The organism is Nocardia farcinica (genome assembly GCF_001182745.1).
GTDB classification, from domain to species: domain Bacteria; phylum Actinomycetota; class Actinomycetes; order Mycobacteriales; family Mycobacteriaceae; genus Nocardia; species Nocardia farcinica.
Genome location: NZ_LN868939.1, coordinates 2,081,730 through 2,098,860 on the forward strand (window position 1 = coordinate 2,081,730; position 17,131 = coordinate 2,098,860).

At 72.0% G+C, this 17,131-nt stretch carries 14 protein-coding genes; 4 read left to right on the top strand and 10 right to left on the bottom strand.

What is annotated here, in order from left to right:
* Positions 1-78: 78 nt before the first annotated feature.
* From AMO33_RS26335 to AMO33_RS26345, 3 genes are read right to left on the bottom strand one after another with little or no spacing between them, the layout of a single operon-like run.
* Complete coding sequence (locus tag AMO33_RS26335) at positions 79-1,818, bottom strand: N-acyl-D-amino-acid deacylase family protein (RefSeq protein ID WP_060594651.1); 1,740 nt, start codon at positions 1,816-1,818, stop codon at positions 79-81.
* Positions 1,819-1,831: 13 nt separating this feature from the next.
* Positions 1,832-3,502: a class I adenylate-forming enzyme family protein gene (locus tag AMO33_RS26340; protein WP_060594652.1), complete on the bottom strand. Its 1,671-nt coding sequence runs from the start codon at positions 3,500-3,502 to the stop codon at positions 1,832-1,834.
* A gap of 16 nt (positions 3,503-3,518) precedes the next feature.
* Positions 3,519-4,559 (bottom strand): NAD(P)-dependent alcohol dehydrogenase, encoded by a 1,041-nt coding sequence (locus tag AMO33_RS26345; RefSeq protein WP_041560358.1) that lies wholly within the window; start codon positions 4,557-4,559, stop codon positions 3,519-3,521.
* A gap of 173 nt (positions 4,560-4,732) precedes the next feature.
* Here AMO33_RS26345 and AMO33_RS26350 point away from each other — a divergent pair, with 173 nt between their 5' ends.
* Positions 4,733-5,506, top strand: coding sequence for a DUF6319 family protein (locus AMO33_RS26350; protein WP_060594653.1), 774 nt, complete (start codon positions 4,733-4,735; stop codon positions 5,504-5,506).
* A 16-nt stretch (positions 5,507-5,522) separates the two neighbouring features.
* On the opposite strand, the gene AMO33_RS26355 is transcribed toward AMO33_RS26350, so the two are convergent.
* On the bottom strand, positions 5,523-7,151 hold the full coding sequence (locus AMO33_RS26355; protein WP_240327320.1) for a GGDEF domain-containing protein: 1,629 nt from the start codon (positions 7,149-7,151) through the stop codon (positions 5,523-5,525).
* Positions 7,152-7,512: 361 nt separating this feature from the next.
* On the opposite strand from AMO33_RS26355, the gene galK reads away from it, so the two are divergent.
* From galK to AMO33_RS26370, 3 genes are all read left to right on the top strand, one after another.
* Positions 7,513-8,640, top strand: coding sequence for a galactokinase (gene galK, locus AMO33_RS26360; protein ID WP_162145180.1), 1,128 nt, complete (start codon positions 7,513-7,515; stop codon positions 8,638-8,640).
* Positions 8,641-8,913: 273 nt separating this feature from the next.
* Positions 8,914-10,611 carry a sodium:solute symporter family protein gene (locus AMO33_RS26365; RefSeq protein ID WP_041561305.1) on the top strand — a complete coding sequence of 566 codons (1,698 nt, stop codon included), beginning with the start codon at positions 8,914-8,916 and terminating at the stop codon, positions 10,609-10,611.
* A gap of 9 nt (positions 10,612-10,620) precedes the next feature.
* On the top strand, positions 10,621-10,890 hold the full coding sequence (locus AMO33_RS26370) for a hypothetical protein (RefSeq protein ID WP_060594655.1): 270 nt from the start codon (positions 10,621-10,623) through the stop codon (positions 10,888-10,890).
* Between the two features lie 64 nt (positions 10,891-10,954).
* Here AMO33_RS26370 and AMO33_RS26375 read toward each other — a convergent pair whose 3' ends face one another.
* The 6 genes from AMO33_RS26375 to AMO33_RS26400 form a co-directional block, all read right to left on the bottom strand.
* A complete protein-coding gene (locus AMO33_RS26375; protein ID WP_011211037.1) occupies positions 10,955-11,419 on the bottom strand; it encodes an SRPBCC family protein in 465 nt (154 codons plus the stop codon).
* 68 nt (positions 11,420-11,487) lie between these two features.
* Positions 11,488-11,958 carry a DUF4383 domain-containing protein gene (locus AMO33_RS26380; protein ID WP_011211036.1) on the bottom strand — a complete coding sequence of 157 codons (471 nt, stop codon included), beginning with the start codon at positions 11,956-11,958 and terminating at the stop codon, positions 11,488-11,490.
* A gap of 102 nt (positions 11,959-12,060) precedes the next feature.
* On the bottom strand, positions 12,061-12,765 hold the full coding sequence (locus tag AMO33_RS26385) for a hypothetical protein (RefSeq protein ID WP_060594656.1): 705 nt from the start codon (positions 12,763-12,765) through the stop codon (positions 12,061-12,063).
* Positions 12,766-12,871: 106 nt separating this feature from the next.
* Entirely contained in the window at positions 12,872-14,368 is a 1,497-nt protein-coding gene (locus tag AMO33_RS26390) for a PepSY-associated TM helix domain-containing protein (protein ID WP_082668862.1), read from the bottom strand.
* Between the two features lie 525 nt (positions 14,369-14,893).
* On the bottom strand, positions 14,894-15,454 hold the full coding sequence (locus AMO33_RS26395; protein ID WP_060594657.1) for a hypothetical protein: 561 nt from the start codon (positions 15,452-15,454) through the stop codon (positions 14,894-14,896).
* A gap of 26 nt (positions 15,455-15,480) precedes the next feature.
* The gene (locus AMO33_RS26400) at positions 15,481-17,127 is read right to left on the bottom strand and encodes an acyl-CoA synthetase (RefSeq protein WP_060594658.1); all 1,647 of its coding nucleotides are present in this window, start codon (positions 17,125-17,127) and stop codon (positions 15,481-15,483) included.
* Between the last annotated feature and the right edge of the window lie 4 nt (positions 17,128-17,131).

The following is a 17,131-nucleotide window of genomic DNA, read 5'->3' on the forward strand; positions in this document are numbered from 1 at the left end:
TATTCGGGCGGGTTCCCGTGACCGGGGTACCCAAACACCGGGGCGATGCGCGCCACCGTGCCGGTCGAGGAGCCGAACTCAGCGGGCGCGCAGGAACCGGCCGGTGCGCGTGACCCCCACCGAGTCCCCTGCCCGGCCCTCGCCGAAGACGAACTCGCCACCGACCAGCACCGCCGTCACCGCGGCGTCGTTGCGGTTGACCATGCGCGAGAGGTTGTCGTACTGCGCCACCGGCGCCTCGGCGTAGCGGTCGAGTTCGGCGTCCAGGTGCGCCGGATCGATGACGACGACGTCGGCGCGGTCGCCCTGGCGCAGGTGCCCGGCGTCCAGGCCGTACCAGTCGGCCAGCTCGCCGGTCATCCGGTGCACCGCGCGTTCCAGCGACAGGAACGGCCGGCCCGCCCGCTCGGCCTCGTGCACCCGGCGCAGGAACCGCAGCCCGAAGTTGTAGAAGGCCATGTTGCGCAGGTGCGCGCCCGCGTCGGAGAAGCCCAGGTGCACACCCGGATGCGCGGCGAGGCGGTCGAGCACGTGCGGCCGGTGGTTGGAGATGGTGGTGCGCCAGCGCACCTTGTCGCCGTGCTCGACCACCAGGTCGAGGAAGGCGTCCACGGGATGCAGGCCGCCACGGTCGAGACCCACCTGGCCGAAGGTCTTGCCGATCACGCGTGGATCCGGGCAGTCGACGATCTCGGCGTCGAAGAAGTCGCGGTGCCACACCCGCGGGCCGAACCTGCGGTCGTAGTCGCGGCGGAAGCGGCGCCGGTAGTCCGGGTCGGCGAGCATGTCCCGGCGCCGCTCGACCTGATCGGCCAGGTGCATGGCGGCCGCGCCCGCCCCGAACTCTTCGAAGATCACCAGGTCGATGCCGTCGGCGTACACCTCGAACGGCACCGGCAGGTGCTGCCAGCGGAAGTTCCCGCCCAGCAGGTTCAGGGTGCGGGCCAGCAGCGAGAACAGGTGGATCACCGCGGGAAGGGCCTTCAGGTCGGCCGCGGAGAGCAGGCTGACCTTCAGCGGCGCGCGGAACAGGCCGAGGGTGGCGGCCGCCATCGTCACCACCGTGTGCGGGCGCGAGGCGTCCGGGCCGCCCTGCAACACCCGGCCCCGCGCCCGCAGGATGTCACCCAGCCTGCGGCGTTCCCGTGCGGTGGCGAACGTGGACGGCAGCGTGCGGGAGCGGCAGTACTGCCCGTCGAGCTTGTCGAAGCGCAACTGCTGGGAGGACATGCCGACGAAGCCCGCGTCCAGCGCCTCGGTCAGCCAGCGCGCCATCGTGTCCAGCTCCGCGCCGTCCGGCCGCACGCCCGCGCGGGTGGCCCGGTCCAGCCCCATCGCGGCCGCGCGCATGTCCGAATGCCCGATGAACGCCGCCACATTCGGCCCGAGCGGCAGCTCCTCGAGCGCCTGCGCGTACTCGTGGGCGCTGCTCCAGCTCTTGCCCCGCGCGACCGCGTCGATGACGTGCCTGCGCGGGATCGCCTCCACCCGCCCGAACAGGTCGCCCGCGGTCTCCGGGCCGACGTGCACGGTGGAGATCGAACACGAGCCGAGCAGCACCGTGGTGATGCCGTGCCGCAGCGACTCGCTCAGCTGCGGACTGCCGAGCACTTCGACGTCGTAGTGGGTGTGGATGTCGATCATGCCGGGCAGCACCCACCGGTCGGTCGCATCGATCACCCGTGTGCAGCCCTGTTCGTCGAGCGGGGCCGCCGACACCGTGACGACCCGGCCGTCCCGGATGCCCAGATGCCGGATCGCCGAGGCCGCGCCGGTGCCGTCGAACCAGCGTCCGCCCTTGATGATGGTGTCGTACACGAGTTTTCCGTCCTCACCCGTCGGGAAACAGGTCGGCCGGGCCGGCGCGCACCACCTTGCCGGTGGCGTTGCGGGGCAGTGGTTCGGTGGTGATCCGCCAGTCGGCGGGCACCTTGTAGTACGCCAGCCGCTCGGCGGTGAAGGCCCGTAGCTGCCCGGGATCGGTGGCGGCCTCGTCCTCGACCACCACCACGGCGCCCACCCGCTGGCCAAGGTCGGGATCGGGTAGCCCGAGCACCGCGCATTCGCGCACCGCGGGATGCTCGTCGAGACAGTGCTCGACCTCGGTGGGGTAGATGTTCTCGCCACCGCGCAGGATGAGATCCGACCGCCTGCCGGACAATCGGAGCCTGCCGTCGGTGCACACGCCGAGGTCGCCGGTGCGCAGCCAGCGGTCCGGGGTGAGCGCGGCGGCGGTGGCGGCGGGATCGTTCCAGTAGCCGAGCATGACGTAGGCGCTGCGCACCCACACCTCGCCCTCGACGCCGTCGGCCACCGGTTCACCCTCGGCGTCCCGGATGCTCAACTCCACGCCGATGATCGGCCTGCCCACCGTGTCCGGGAACTCCGCCAGCTCGGCCGGGGTGGCCAGGGTGGCGGCCGTACTGCATTCGGTCATACCGTAACTGGTGGTGAGCGCGGTGCGCGCGGCCGGGACGCGGTCGCGCAGCGCCTCCTGCAAGGCGGCCGAGGACGGTGCCGAGTTCAGCGACAGCGCGGCCAGGGAGGACAGGTCGTGGCGTTCCACGTCGGCGTCGAGCAGCCGGTGGATCATCGTCGGCATGGCGCCCCAGTTGGTGATGCGCTCCCGCTCGATCAGGCTCAGCACCCGCTCGCCGTCGAAACCGCCACGGTAGACGACGGCGGTGTCGCCGGTGGCCAGCCGTGGCAGCACCAGGTTGTGCAGGCTGGCGATGTGGAACAGCGGGGAGGTGAGCAGGAAGCGGCGGCCCTTGGGGCCACCGTCGTCGGTGCGGCCGGCGCAGGCGGCGGCCACCGCGTCGTTGAAGCGGTGCTGGTCGACCACGGCGAGCAGGTTGCGGTGCGAATGCGTGGCGCCTTTGGGTCTGCCGCTGGTGCCGCTGGTGTAGAGGATCACGGCCGGATCGTCTTCGGCGACCGGGGTTTCCGGCAGCGCGGCCCCGGCGAACTCGGCGATCAGCGCGGGCAGCTGCTGCTCGATCGACAGCACGGGGACGGTGTGCTCGACCTGTGCGAGCCGCTCGATCCGCCGGTCGTCGGCGATCAGCACCTTCGGCGCGGTGTGGGCCAGGCCGTAGTCGATCTCGCGGGGCATCCACCACGCGTTGTAGCCCACGGCGATCGCCCCGAGGCACTGGCAGGCCCAGAACGCCTGCACCCACTCCGCGCTGTTGGCGGCGAGGATGCCGACGCGGTCGCCCGCCGCGATGCCGAACCGGGTGCGCAAGCCCTCGGCCAGTGCGGCGACGGCGGCCAGGTGCGCGGCGTAGGTGATGCGCCGCTCGCCGTCGACGAGATACTCGCGCTCACCCAGCCGCGCGGATTCGGCCAGCAGCGCGCGGAGCGCGGGCTTGCGGTGCCGGAAGACCGTGACCGGTGCGCCGAGCACCTCCTCGACCGTCGTCTCGAAGGGCGCGCCCGCCGCGGTGAGCCGCCGGACGGCCTCGGCCCGAAGCGCTTGCCGGTCAACGGATGTGGTCATCCCCGTCCTTCCACTGTCATGGCACGAGTACCGCCCGGCCACGGACCAGGCCGCGGTCGAGCCGGTCGAGCGCCTCGCGGCCGTCGGCCAGTTCGTACGGCTCGACCTCGACCCGCAGCTTGCCCGCCTGCGCCAGGGCGATGGACTCCACGAGATCCGAGCGGGTGCCGCCGTAGGACTTGCGCACCGAGGCGCCCCACGGCCAGCCGGGCCCGCCGGCCGGGCCCGCGGTGAGCTCCGGCGCACCGCCGCCGAGTCCGACCATCCGGTAGGCGCCGTTGGGGGCCACGGTCTCCACCGCCAGGCGGGCGGTCTCGTCGACGCCGACGAAGTCGAACACCGCTTCCGCGCCCCGGCCGCCGGTGCGTTCGAGAATCCGCGCCGCGGTGTCCGCGCCGATCACCAGGCCCTCGTCGGCTCCGTAGTGGGCAGCCAGGAAGAGCTTGTCCTCGCTCACGTCGACCGCGATGATGCGCACCGCGGTGGTGGCGGCCAGGATCTGCACCGCCACGTGCCCGAGCCCGCCGATGCCGATGACGACGGCGGTCGCACCGGGCAGCAGGTGGTCGCGCGCCCCCGCGATCGCGTGGTAGCTGGTGAGCGCGGCGTCGGCGAGCGGAGCGGCCTGCAGGAAATCCAGTTCGCCGATCGGCACGAACGCACGCGCCGGAACGCGGACGTATTCGGCCATGCCGCCGTCGGGCCCGAGTCCGGGGCAGGGCGGCATCGCCGACCGGCCCGCGGCGAGGCAGACATTCTCGTTGCCACGGATGCACTCTCGGCACACCCCGCACGACCAGCACAGATAGACCACGCCGCGGTCGCCCGGCCGCGGGCCGTCCACCTCGGCGCCGACCGCTTCGACCGTGCCCGCGATCTCGTGGCCGAGGGTGAGCGGCTCCTCCCGCAGCGGGAACGGCAGGCCGAGGACGTAGAGGTCGGAGTGGCAGATACCCGCGGCGCCGACGCGCAGCAGCACGTCGGTGGGGCCGATCCCGGGCACCGGAACCGTGCGCAGTTCGAGCCTGCCGGGGCCGGTCAGTTGCAGTGCGTGCATCAAAGCGGTTCGTCCTCGTCCGATTGTGACGTAGGCAATAAGTTAACAGCGTTTCTGAGTGCCGCGCCAGGGCCGCCCGCGCCGGTGGCCCCCGCCGCCTGTGCGTGGTGTCGGTGGCGTGCGGCATCATCTGGGGCACGCAGTCGTCCCCCGATGATCGTCCGGAGCTCCCCATGCCGTCCTCCCGCACCAAACCCAAGCCGTTGTCGGACAGCGAGATCGAGCACATCGCCGCCGAGATCGCCGCAGGCCGTCCGCCGATGGTGTGGTTCACCTCCGCCGCGGTGGGCGTGCCCGAAGGCCGCTCGGGCAAGGTTGTGGCGCTGGGCGATCCGGCCGAGGGCGACTTCCTGCAGGTGCGGCCCACCGGCTCCAAGGACGCGCTGTCGTTCTCCCCCGTCGAAGTGACCCTGACCAAGCCGCCGCGCGAGCGGCAGGCCGCCGCGTCGGGCCGGTCGAAGCCGGCGCCGAGGAAGGAACCCCCCGTGACCCAGCCGTCGACCGCGACCCCCGCGAGCCCCGCCCCCGCGCGAGCGGCGGGCCGCGCCGAGCCCGCCGCCGCCCCGGCCGCGAAGGCGACCGCGAAAGACGTTGCCGCCGAACCGCGTCCGAGCGCCCAGGACAAGCCGGCCGCCCCCCGTCCGGCACCGGCCAAGACCACCAAGTCGCCCGCGCGGAAGAAGACGCCCGAGGTCACCGTGACCCTCGCGGGCACCGCCGACGGCGAGTGGACGGTCGAGGTCGCCACCGGTAAGAAGCGGTCGGTGCGCGGGTTGCCGGTGAGCAGTGCCGCGGTGGCGCAGGCCGCCAAGCTGTTGCACCCGGAGGTCGCGGAGGTGGTCGCGGGTGTGCTCGAGGCCGCCAAGCAGGCACAGCTGGCGAAGGTCGAACAATTGCAGGCCGAACTGGCGGCCGCCAAGCGGGCGCTCGAGGAATTGGATTCCTGACGACCGCGCACGGCCGTCATCCCGCCCGGCTCGCGGCGCGCTCGCCGCGGGAGCGCCCACTCGGGGCATCGCCCGGCGCATCGGCCCCGTCGCGTCCGGGCGGTGCGGCGCGCCCGGCCGCGCACCCGGCGGCCTCGCCGGGGACCGGGCGGCGCGCTCCGGGCAGCCACCGGCGGCGCAGCGGCAGCGCGCGCACCGCGGGTGTGCTGCACCCCTCGGCCGTGGTCGGGTCCGGTGTGCGAATGCCGTTGTCCTCGTGGCTGTTCGGTCGCGGCGTGGGGGTTTCGCGCTGGGGTAGGGCGTAACCGAGGCCCTGGTCCTTGGCGCGGTACATCGCCGCGTCGGCGTCCCGGATCAGGTCGAAGATGTCGGCGTCGCCGTCGGCGCCGGTGATGCCGACACTGGCGGTGACCGTCACCGCGCCGACACTGAGCTCGAACGGCCTGCCGAAGGCGTCGAGCAGGCGCTCGGCCAGCGTCACCGCCTCCCGCACGCCGCACGGGGTGAGCACGACGAACTCGTCCCCGCCGTAGCGGGCACACACCGGAATGCGCCCGGCGACCCGGCGGATCCGGGCGGCGGCGTTGGCGATCAGTTCGTCGCCCACGGCGTGACCGTAGCTGTCGTTGACCCGCTTGAAGCCGTCGAGATCGAGGAACAGCAGGCTCAGCGGACCGGCCCGCCAGTCCGCCCGTTCCCTGGCGAGGGTGCGCAGCAGGGCGGTGCGGTTGAGCAGCCCGGTGAGCATGTCGTGGTCGGCCTGGTACTGCGCGCGGCGCTCGCTGCGGGCACTGCGCTGCACGGCCCGTTCGCCGCGTACCAGCACACCGATCAGCAGCAGCGCGAACAGCGTGGCGACGACCACCCGGTCGACGGTGCCGAGCCGGGTGCCGAGCGCCGGAACCAGCGCCGCCACGATCAACGCGACGGCGATCACCCCGGCCCGCTGCCGGGACCGGTGCACGTGGACCCGGCGCGGCTCACCGAGGCCCGCCATCGTCGGATGCAGGGCCGCGATGCCCACGGCGGCGTAGGCGACGAGCAACGGGATGTGCAGCAGTCCGTCGTCCACGCGGGCCAGCCCGGCGGCGTCGATCCCGGCACCGAGATCACCCAGCAGCACGGCGATCACGGCCACGTGCAGCAGCCGCAACGAGGTCTCCGAGCGTCCCGCGGTCGCCACCGAGTGCGCCACCATGGCCAGCAGCACCGCGTCCAGCAGCGGGTAGGCGGCGGCCACGAGGGTGTCGAAGCCCGGCGACCCGGACCGCAGGATGGGCGAGATCAGCACCGTCCACGAGGCCAGCAGCGCCGCCAGGCCGATCAGCGCCGAATCCAGCGTCAGGTCGTACTCGCCGCGCGCCTGCCGCGGCCGCAACCACACCGCGGCGGCCGCGGCGACCCCCAGATAGCCCGCCAGGACGCAGAGGTCGCCCGCCCGGCCACCGCCGCCGCTCGCGGCGGACAGCACGCTGCCCGTCGCGAACAGCACCGCCGACCCCGACAGCAGATACCACGGCAGCGGCCGCGCCGGCCGGTAGCGGCGCAGGCCGTATCCGATCATCACCAGCGTCCCCGCCACCACGATCGGCACCGTCGTCGCGGTCAGCACCGGGCCGCCCAGCACCGGCGGCACCGTGATCACGGCCGCCCAGGCCCCGAGAAGCGGTGCGCACCACCGGTTTCCGAGGCGCTCGCGGTGAAGGCCCGGATAATCTGCGGTTCCTGTCATCAAACCCCCCTCGGCCCTGGTAACGCGGTGAACCATGCGGCAGGCGGTCAGCGCGATCCGCCACGACGACGTCGACGTCGAGCTGGGTGTGGTGCTACGAGCGGATGGTCCCGGGCGGGCGCTGCACGTCCGGTCACCGAGACCTGGACAACTGATCCGATGATCGCACGGAACCGGGGTCCGCCGGGATGGTTTGCCCGGGTTCGTCTCCTCGGCGTGCCGCCCTGCGCGGGTCGGGTCGGGGCGCGCCCGCGCCGCGGCGCACAATGGGCCGGTGGTGGATACGTGGGTGGCGCCGGGGCGGGTCAACATCATCGGCGAGCACACCGATTACAACGACGGATACGTCCTGCCGATCGCGTTGCCGCTGGTCACCCGGTGCGCCGCGCGGGTGACGGCGCAGCCGGTGGTGCGGGTGCGCTCGCGGCAACGGCCGGACGAGCCGGTGCGGGCCGAACTCGACGCCATCGACGCCGTGCGGACGCAGGTGCCGGGCTGGGCCCGCTACGTGCTCGGCGTGGTCGGTGAGTTCGTCCGGCGCGGGCACCCGGTGGGCGGACTCGACCTCGAGGTGGACGGCGCGGTGCCGATCGGGGCGGGGCTGTCGAGTTCGGCCGCGCTGTCCTGTTCGGTGGCGTTGGCGCTGCGCGACCTGTTCGCGCCCCAGCTGAGCGAGCGCGAGCTGATCGATGTCGCACGGGCGGCCGAGAACGACTACGCGGGCGCGCCCACCGGCGTGCTCGACCAGTCCGCCGCGGTGCTGTGCACCGCGGGACACGCGCTGTTCCTGGACGTCCGCCGATTCACCGGCGCCGCACCCGGAACCGACCCCGGCTACCGGCAGATCCCCTTCGACCTCGCCCGGTCCGGCCTGACGCTGCTGGTGATCGACACCCGCGAGGCACACGAACACGCCGGTGGCGGCTACGCCGAGCGCCGCGCCCAGTGCGAGGCGGCCGCGGCGGCGCTCGGCGTGGCCGCACTGCGCGACGTGGTGGTGCCCGGCGAACTCGGTCGGATCGAGGATCCGGTGGTGCGCAGGCGCGCCCGGCACGTGGTCACCGAGAACGCCCGCGTGCTCGCGGTCGCCGAGACCCTGCGCAGCGGCGCCGATCCGCGGGAGATCGGCCCGATCCTGACCGCCGGGCACGCGTCGCTGCGCGACGACTTCGAGGTCTCCACCCCCGCGCTGGATCTCGTCGTGGACGCGGCACTCGCCGCGGGCGCCCACGGTGCCCGCATGGTGGGCGGCGGGTTCGGCGGCAGCGCCATCGCCCTGGTCGAGAGCGGGCAGGCCGACGCCGTCGCCGCGGCCGTCGAGCGACGACTCGGCAGTGCCGGACATCGCGCCCCGCGGACCTTCACCGTCGTCCCGGCCGCGGGGGCACACCGGGAGAACTGACGGCGCACGCGGGATGAACGGCCGCGCAACACCGGACCGTTCGGGGGACTCGCTGTTTCGGTTCGCCCCGGACCGCGGCCGGGGAGTGCGACAATCACGCGGTAGTTGTCAGTGGACGCCGCAGGTCGGTGCGGGGTCGCTGTCGCCGCACGAAGCCGCTCGCCGCGCGCGACCCGCTCGTCGAGTGGTGCCACCACAAGGAGGGACACCGCTGTGCCGCTTGCCGATTCCCTGTTCCTGACCTCCGCCGCACCCGGATCGCCCGCCGCCGCGGTGCGTTTCGAGGCGGTCGAGACGCTGCGCCTGGACGCCGATCCGGTCGACTACGCGCTGGTCGCGTTGTATTTCGTGTTCGTGCTCGGTATCGGATTGCTGGCGCGCAGCCGGGTCTCCTCCAGCATCGACTTCTTCCTGTCCGGCCGGTCGCTGCCAGCCTGGGTGACCGGCCTGGCCTTCATCTCGGCCAACCTCGGCGCGGTCGAGATCATGGGCATGTCGGCCAACGGCGCCGAATACGGATTCCCCACCTTCCACTATTTCTGGATCGGCGCGATTCCGGCCATGCTGTTTCTCGGCGTGGTGATGATGCCGTTCTATTACGGCTCCAAGGTGCGCAGCGTGCCGGAGTTCATGCGCAGGCGCTTCGGCACCGGCGCGCACCTGGTGAACGCGCTCAGCTTCGCCACCGCGCAGATCCTCATCGCCGGGGTCAACCTGTACCTGCTCGGCTCGATCCTCAATGTGCTGCTCGGCTGGCCGCTGTGGGTCTCGGTGGTCGCCGCCGCGGCGATCGTGCTGTCCTACATCACCCTCGGCGGGCTCTCGGCCGCCATCTACAACGAAGTACTGCAGTTCTTCGTCATCGTCGCGGCACTGCTGCCGTTGACCCTCGTCGGCCTGCACCGGGTGGGCGGCTGGGACGGGCTGACCGAACGGGTCACCGCCTCGCCGGGTGGCGCCGCCCAGCTGGATTCGTGGCCGGGCAACGCGCTCAGCGGGTTCACCGACAACTTCCTGTCGGTGCTCGGCATCGTGTTCGGTCTCGGGTTCGTGCTGTCCTTCGGTTACTGGACCACCAACTTCGTCGAGGTCCAGCGCGCGATGGCGACCAACTCGATCTCCGCGGCCCGGCGCACGCCCATCATCGGCGCCTACCCGAAGATGTTCATCCCGCTCATCGTGGTCATCCCCGGCATGATCAGCGCCGTGCTCGTGCCGGAGATGATCGAGTACAAGCAGGCCAAGGCGGCCGATCCGGATTTCAGCGGCGATGTCACCTACAACCAGGCCCTGCTGTACCTGATGAAGGAGGTCCTGCCGAACGGTCTGCTCGGGGTGGGCCTGGCCGGTCTGCTCGCGGCGTTCATGGCGGGCATGGCCGCCAACGTCTCGGCCTTCAACACCGTGTTCAGCTTCGACCTCTGGCAGCAGTACGTGGTGAAGGACCGGCCCGACGGCTATTACCTCACCGTCGGCAGGCTGGCCACGGTCGGGGCGACGGTCGCGGCCATCTTCACCGCGTTCATCGCGGGCAATTTCAGCAACATGATGGACTACCTGCAGACGCTGTTCAGCTTCTTCAACGCGCCGCTGTTCGCGACGTTCATCCTCGGCATGTTCTGGAAGCGGATGACCCCGACCGCGGGCTGGGCGGGCCTGGTGGCCGGAACCGGTTCGGCCATCGTCATCTTCCTGCTGCACGAGATGGAGGTCTTCCAACTGTCCGGCCAGGGTGCCAGTTTCGTCGCCGCCGGTGTTGCCTTCGTGGTCGACATCCTGGTCAGCGTCGCGGTCACGATGGTGACCCAGCCCAAGCCGGCCGCCGAACTGGTGGGGCTGGTGTACTCCGAGACACCCGCACAGCTGCGCACCGACCCCGAGGCGGCCACGCTGCCCTGGTATCAGCGCCCCGTGTTGCTCGCGGGCATCGCCCTGGTGCTGGTCATTCTGCTCAACATCTTCGTGGGATAGGGAGATCCGATGCTGTTCGACATCCGCACCATCGTGGCCGCGCTGCTCGGCAGTTACGGGATCATCCTGGTGATCACCGGGCTGGTCCACGACACCGCCGCCGAGGAGGCCAAGACCGGCGGCATCAACGTCAATCTGTGGGCCGGTCTGGGCATGGCGGCGTTCGCGCTGCTGTTCCTGGCCTGGGTGCTGCTGCGCCCGGTCGCGCCGACCAGCACGGAAGCCACCGTGGCGCGGCGCGATTCGACGCCAGGGTCCGACGATTCGACACCGGCCTGAGGGCGGGCCACACACGACGACGCCGCGGCGGGTGCCGCGGCGTCGTGGTGTGCAGACCGGGAACTCACCGCTGATCCGGGCGCGGGATGTCACCGCGCCAGGCGCCGGTCTCGTGTCCCTGGCTCTCGATGAACTCCTTGAAGCGCTGCATGTCTCCGTGCACGCGGTGCTTCAGCACGCCGAGCTTGTCCGCAGCGTTCTCCACGAAACCCTCCGGGTCGACGTCGATCTGGGCGGTCACCCGGGTGTGGGTGTCGTCGAGCCGGTGGAAGGTGATCACGCCCGCGTGGTTGGGTCCGCTGTCGGACTTCCACGCCACGCGCTCGTCGGGATGCTGCTCGGTGATGGTCGCGTCGAACTCCCGCGTCGACGGACCCACATGGATCCGCCAGTGGGTGTGCCGGTCGTCGAGCTGCTGCACGGCCTCCACACCCTCCATGAACTGCGGGAACGACTCGAACTGCGTCCACTGGTTGTAGGCGGTGCGGACGGGGACCTCCACGTCCACGGTGGCGGCCATCGTGCTCATACGAACCCCTTTCCTCGACTTCAGGTCACGTCTTCCGGCTACCCGGGTCGGTGGCCGACAAACGGCGGTCAGTTCATCAGGCCGGTGTGTTGTCGTCCGGCGGTGCGGCGCGGCAGCAGGACGCCGAGGGCGACCATGCCCACACCGAGACCGAAGTGCAGCCAGTTGTCGGCGTTGTTGACCGGGATGAAGTTGGCGTCGCTGTGCTCGTCGATCACCAGCCCGTACAGCCACAGCACCAGGTAGATGACGCCGCCGCCGACGAGGAACGCGGTGGCCGAACTCGCGGCGCGCGCGGCGAGCAGGCCGAGCACGCCGAAGGCCAGGTGGACGAGGTTGTGCAGGATCGAGACGTCGAACAGGCCGAGCAGCTGTGCTTCGGAGTGGTGGCCCGCCCATTCCAGGGTGTCGTAGTTCGTGGTGACCCCGGGGATGAACCCCAGGATGCCGACCAGCAGGAATACCGCGCCCACCACGGCGGCGGCGATGCGGACCGGGGACCACTGATTCGTTCGGGTGGTGGAGTCGAAGGTTGCCATGACAGGTGCCTTTCCGACGGGGTGTCGAGTACTCCGCGGCGTACCCGTGACCGTCGGGGACAAACCACACCGGCGAAGGGGCGCCCCGGTCCGCGGTCCGTGCTACTTCGCGGCCGGTGTGAAGGGCTGGTTGACGGTGGTGAAGTACTGCACCGCCGCGGCGACCGCGACCGGGGCGGTCACCAGGATCTGCCCGGCGAGGGTGCCCAGCGCGCCGACCGCGACGATCCCGCCGAGACAGCCGACGGCCGCCGCCGGGATGAAGGGACCGAACAGGCCGACGATGGTCGCCGAGGCCACCGTCGCGCCCACGATGCCGCCCAACACGCAGCCCACGGCCCCGCCGCCGAGGCCGCCGACCAGCGTGCCGACGGTCGCGCCCATGCTGATCGTGCTGGTCATGCGGGACCAGGCGGCCTGTTCCCGGTCGTATTCGCTCTTCCACGGCGCCTTGTCCTCGAACGGGAGGGCGACGGGGGTGTAGACCGCCTCGGCGGGATCGAGTTGCGGGGTGAGGGTGGCGCGGTTGCCGTCGATGTCGACGGCGATGGGGAAGGTGAAGTCGTCGAGGACGAAGCTCAGCGGGGTGGCGGCGACGACGCGGCCGTCGGCGGTGGTGACCTGGAGCTGGTTGTCGTGCACGCGCAGGGTTCCTGCGTCGATCTCGATGATCGAGGCGGTGTCGGTGGCGTGCGCGGTGAAGCTGATGGGCTGCGCGTCGGCCGGTGCGGCGGTGGCGGTGTTCACGGCGAGACCGACCGCGGTGAGCACGGTGGCGGCGACGGCGGTGAGACGGTGGAGCTTCATGGTGAATCGAATCCTTCGATGGTTCTCGGGTGGCGGCCGGTTTCGGGGCCGCGACTAGGCAGCGGTCCGGTCGGTGTCGACCGGACCGCCGGGGGATCGGAGACGGTCAGGCGGCTCGCCGCACGCGGTGCCGGAGGTTGACCAGGGCGTCGACGACCAGGAAGCCGAGCAGGCTCACGCCGACCAGCGGCACGAACCAGCCGACCAGCACGGCCGCCGCGAGCAGCGGCACCACCAGCCACGGCCGGGACGCGCGCAGTGCGCCGCGGCGGGGCGCCCGGCCCAGCGGAATCCGCGCCGCGCCGCGGGTCGGCCTGCGCTGCCACCACATGCGGTAGCCGAGCACGATGACCACGACGAGGCCGACCATCGCGGCGAGCAGCAGCAGCTGGTTGGCCAGGCCGAACATCAGGCCCATGTGGAACTGGATGCCCCAGTTGGTCAGCTTGGCCATCAGCGGCCAGTCCGCGTAGGGGAGACGGTCGGTGATGGCGCCGGTCGCGCCGTCGACGGCCACCGCGTCGACGGTGTAGATGCCGGGCATGCGCCGTTCCTTGACGGTGTATGCCTGTTCCGGCCCCGCCGGCACGGTGATCTCGACCGCCTGCGCGATCCCGGCGGCCCGCGCGGCCAGCTGGGCGCGTTCGATGTCGCCCCCGCGGCCGGCGGACGCGCCGGCCGGCGGCGTCGCGCCACCGCCGTGGTGGTGATCGCCACCGTGATCGGACGCCGGTGCGGCCCCGGACAATTCGGTGCTCACCGCCGGGGTGGTCCAGCTCAGCTGGGCACGCAGGTCGCCGATGTTGGCGCCCGCGTAGGCCGACCAGGTCATGCCGGTCACCGACAGCAGCAGCACCAGCGGCAGCAGCCACACGCCGAGCGCGCCGTGCCAGTTCATGCCGCGCAACCGGCCGGGTCGCGAGCGATCGGGAGCGAGCAGCCACGCCGGGGAGTTCCTGGCCCGCCGCTGGCGGACCCGGCGCCACCACAGCACCAGCCCGGCCAGCGCCACGATCCACAGCCACGAGGCCGCCAGCTCGCTGTAGAGCCTGCCGAACTCGCCCAGGTGCAGGTCACGGTGCAGGTGGTCGATCCAGGTGCGCAGCGGCAGCGCGCCGGAACTGCCGTACACCACCGCGTCGCCGACCGCCCGCGCGGTGTACGGGTCGACGAACACCGCCCGGCGCTCGGACTCCCCGAGCGTGGGATCGGCGAACAGCACCCGGGTGGTGTCGGTCGGGCCCGGCGCCGGTGCCACGGCCACCAGGGCCAGGTCGGGCCGGACGGCGGTGGCGGCCTCGACCTGCTCGGCCAGCGGACGCGCGGTCCCGGTGGCGTCGACGGTCAGCAGGTCGCGCGAGACGACCTGTTCGAGGGTGGGCGCGATCGCGTAGAGCGCGCCGGTGACGGCGGCGATCAGGATGAACGGCGCCACGAAGACGCCCGCGTAGAAGTGCAGCCGCATGGCCAGGGCCGGCAAGCCGCCGCGGGCGGTAGGGGCGGTGCCGGGACCGGGCGGCCCGGCCTCGCGGCGGGACTCGGACCCGGCGCTGTCGGCCGGGGACGCCGCGGCGTCGGGGGCGAGAGATTCTGTTGTGCTCACGGTCTTCTCGTTCTCGAAGGAGGAACCCGTCGTCGTCGGGGCGCGGTGGATCCGGAGGGATCGGGCGCCCGATGCGGCGGCACCGGCCTGTTCGGATGCGGCAGCATCCGTCGACTCCGATGCGGCGGAGTCCGCCGGTTCGAAGGCGGGCGCGGACGCGTCCATGACACGTCGGCCACGACCGCCACGGGGTCACGCGACCGGGGCTGAGTCGTGCCGAGTCAGGGCCGTGTCGGATCTGGGCTGTGCCGGATCTGGGCTGTGCCGGATCTGGGCGGTGTCGATCAGGACGGGCCTGGATCAGGACTGTGCCGATCAGGACCGGCCCCGGATCAGAACTGTGCCGATCAGGACGGCCCTGGATCAGGACCGCGCCGAATCAGGACGGTGCCGGATCAGGACCGCGCCGAATCAGGACGGTGCCGGATCAGGACGGTGCCGGATCAGGACATGCCGAATCAGGCGGTGCGCCGAGGCGACGACGACGCGCGACCGGAACCGGTCGCGCACCGGGTGGGAAAGGGATCAGGTGAAGACCGGGCGCGGCGGCGCGCGGGTCCGCAACGCCCGCGCGGCGAACACCCGCAGGACCAGGCGCTCGCGATAGCGCGTGCGAAGCGGCGCGTCGTCGTCGAGGACCGGCGGGGACGGCCGCCGGGGCAGCACGCGGGACAGCACCGCGGTGCCGATACGGTAGGCGGCCTCCGCGCCCCGGATCACGATCGCGGCGGCGACGGCGGCCACGAGGTGCGCGAGCAGCATGCGCCAGCTCAGTTGCGGGTCGCCGTGGTGGAGGTGCCCCGAGGCGGCGCCGAGGGTGAGGTGGCCGAGCAACTGCCCGGCGACCAACGCGGCGACCAGACCGGCCGCGGTGTCGCGCAGCGGCGCCAGCCCGGCGACGAGCGCACCCACCACCGCGGCCGCGCCCGTCAGCAGCGCCAGCGTCGTGCTGTCGGGCGCCGCGCCCGCCGACGCCCAGCCGTGCGCGGCGATCGAGACCGTGGCCGAGATCGCACCGGCCGAGCCACCGCGCAGTCGCGCGACGGCGCCGCCGCGAGCGGCCGACCGGTCGATCCTGGAGTTCACCGGGCGATGATAGCCAGCGGGCGCCCTTACTCCGGCACCGGCATCTCGGCCAACGGTTTACGCAGCAGTTTGCCGGTGGCGTTGCGTGGCAGTTCGTCGAGGAAGATCACCTCGCGCGGCACCTTGTAGCGGGCCAGGTTCGCCTTCACGTAGTCCTTGATCTCCTGCGGGTCGCGCGCCGAGCCGGGGCCGGGCACCACGAACGCGCGCAGCCGCTTGCCGAACTCGCGGTCATCGACGCCGACGACCGCGGCTTCGAAGACGTCGTCCCGGCCCGCGATGAGGTTCTCCACCTCGAGCGGGAAGACGTTCTCGCCGCCGGAGACGATCATGTCGTCGTCGCGGCCGTCGATGTAGAGCAGGCCGCGCTCGTCGAAGTGCCCGACATCGCCGCTGGACATCATGCCGTTCACCATCTCCTTGGTGCGGCCGTCGGTGTAGCCGGAGAAAGCGAAACCGTTGTCCACGAAGATGGTTCCGGTGACGTGCGGCGCGGTGATCGGCTTGCGGTCCTCGTCCAGCAGCGCGATCCGGATACCGACCGGCGGCTTGCCCGCGGTGGTCGGGGCGATGCGCAGCTCCTGCGGGGTGGCCACCGTCATCACCGCGCACTCGGTGGAGCCGTAGAGGTTGTAGAGGCTGTCGTTGAAGCGGTCCAGCGTGCGGGTCACCACGTCCGGCGGGATCGCCGACCCGGCGGCGAAGATCACCTTCAGGCTGCGCACGTCGTAGCGGTCGAGCACCTCGTCGCCGAGGTCGAGGATGCGTTGCAGCATGGTCGGCACCACCACGAGCGCGTCGGCCCGGTATTCGGCGATGTTGGCCAGCGTCCGTTCCGGGTCGAAGCGGCGTTGCTGGAACACCACCCGGTTGCCCAGCGCCAGGCCGATGGTGAACTGCGACAGGCCGGTGCCGTGGAAGATCGGCGCGGCCATGATCATGGTTCCGTTGCGCGGCAACGGAACCCGGTCGATGAACTGGGCGGAGGCGAACGGGCTCACCCGGTCACGCGGCGCGCCCTTCGGGGTGCCGGTGGTGCCGCTGGTGAGGATGACCATCCCGCCCGGCTTGGCCGGCGTCGGCAGCGGCGCGGTGGACTGCCCGGCCGCCAGTGAGTCCAGGGTCGGGGTGGCCGGATCCACCGCGTCGGTGGCATCGACCCAGGTGAGAATGCGCGGCACGCTGTCGGGCACCGCGGACATCAGGTCGACGAACTCGCTGTCGTGCAGCACCGCCTTGACCTTTTCCCGCACCGCGACGGCCGCCAGCTGGGGCGCGGCGAAGCCGGTGTTCATCAGCACCGCCCGCACCCCGAGTTTGCCGGTGGCCAGCAGGCTCAGCACCATGCCGCGATGGTCGCGGGCGAGTACCGCCACCACGTCGCCGGGCCGGATGCCCTGGGCGGCAAGGCCCCTGGCGAAGGCGTTGGATTGCTCGTCGAGCGCGCCGAAGGTCAGTTCACCGCGTTCGTCGACGATGGCGGCGGCGTGCGGGCGGGTCTGCGCGGCGTGCATGACGACACCGGCGAACGGGCCGAACTTCACCACGTTGAACGCCGAGCGCAACGCGTGATCCAGGCGCAGCGGGTTGAACAGCCGCCGCCGGACCATGACGTTGACGCCGAGCGCGAGATCGCCTGCCTTGCGGACCGAACCGCCGAGGGACACAGTCATACCC

Excerpts from the sequence above, each read along its gene's own strand:
- AMO33_RS26340 (WP_060594652.1), bottom strand. The coding sequence starts at position 3,502 with ATGACCACATCCGTTGACCGGCAAGCGCTTCGGGCCGAGGCCGTCCGG.
- AMO33_RS26380 (WP_011211036.1), bottom strand. The coding sequence starts at position 11,958 with ATGGCAACCTTCGACTCCACCACCCGAACGAATCAGTGGTCCCCGGTC.
- AMO33_RS26385 (WP_060594656.1), bottom strand. The coding sequence starts at position 12,765 with ATGAAGCTCCACCGTCTCACCGCCGTCGCCGCCACCGTGCTCACCGCG.
- AMO33_RS26350 (WP_060594653.1), top strand. The coding sequence starts at position 4,733 with ATGCCGTCCTCCCGCACCAAACCCAAGCCGTTGTCGGACAGCGAGATC.
- AMO33_RS26375 (WP_011211037.1), bottom strand. The coding sequence starts at position 11,419 with ATGAGCACGATGGCCGCCACCGTGGACGTGGAGGTCCCCGTCCGCACC.
- AMO33_RS26370 (WP_060594655.1), top strand. The coding sequence starts at position 10,621 with ATGCTGTTCGACATCCGCACCATCGTGGCCGCGCTGCTCGGCAGTTAC.
- AMO33_RS26400 (WP_060594658.1), bottom strand. The coding sequence starts at position 17,127 with ATGACTGTGTCCCTCGGCGGTTCGGTCCGCAAGGCAGGCGATCTCGCG.
- AMO33_RS26345 (WP_041560358.1), bottom strand. The coding sequence starts at position 4,559 with ATGCACGCACTGCAACTGACCGGCCCCGGCAGGCTCGAACTGCGCACG.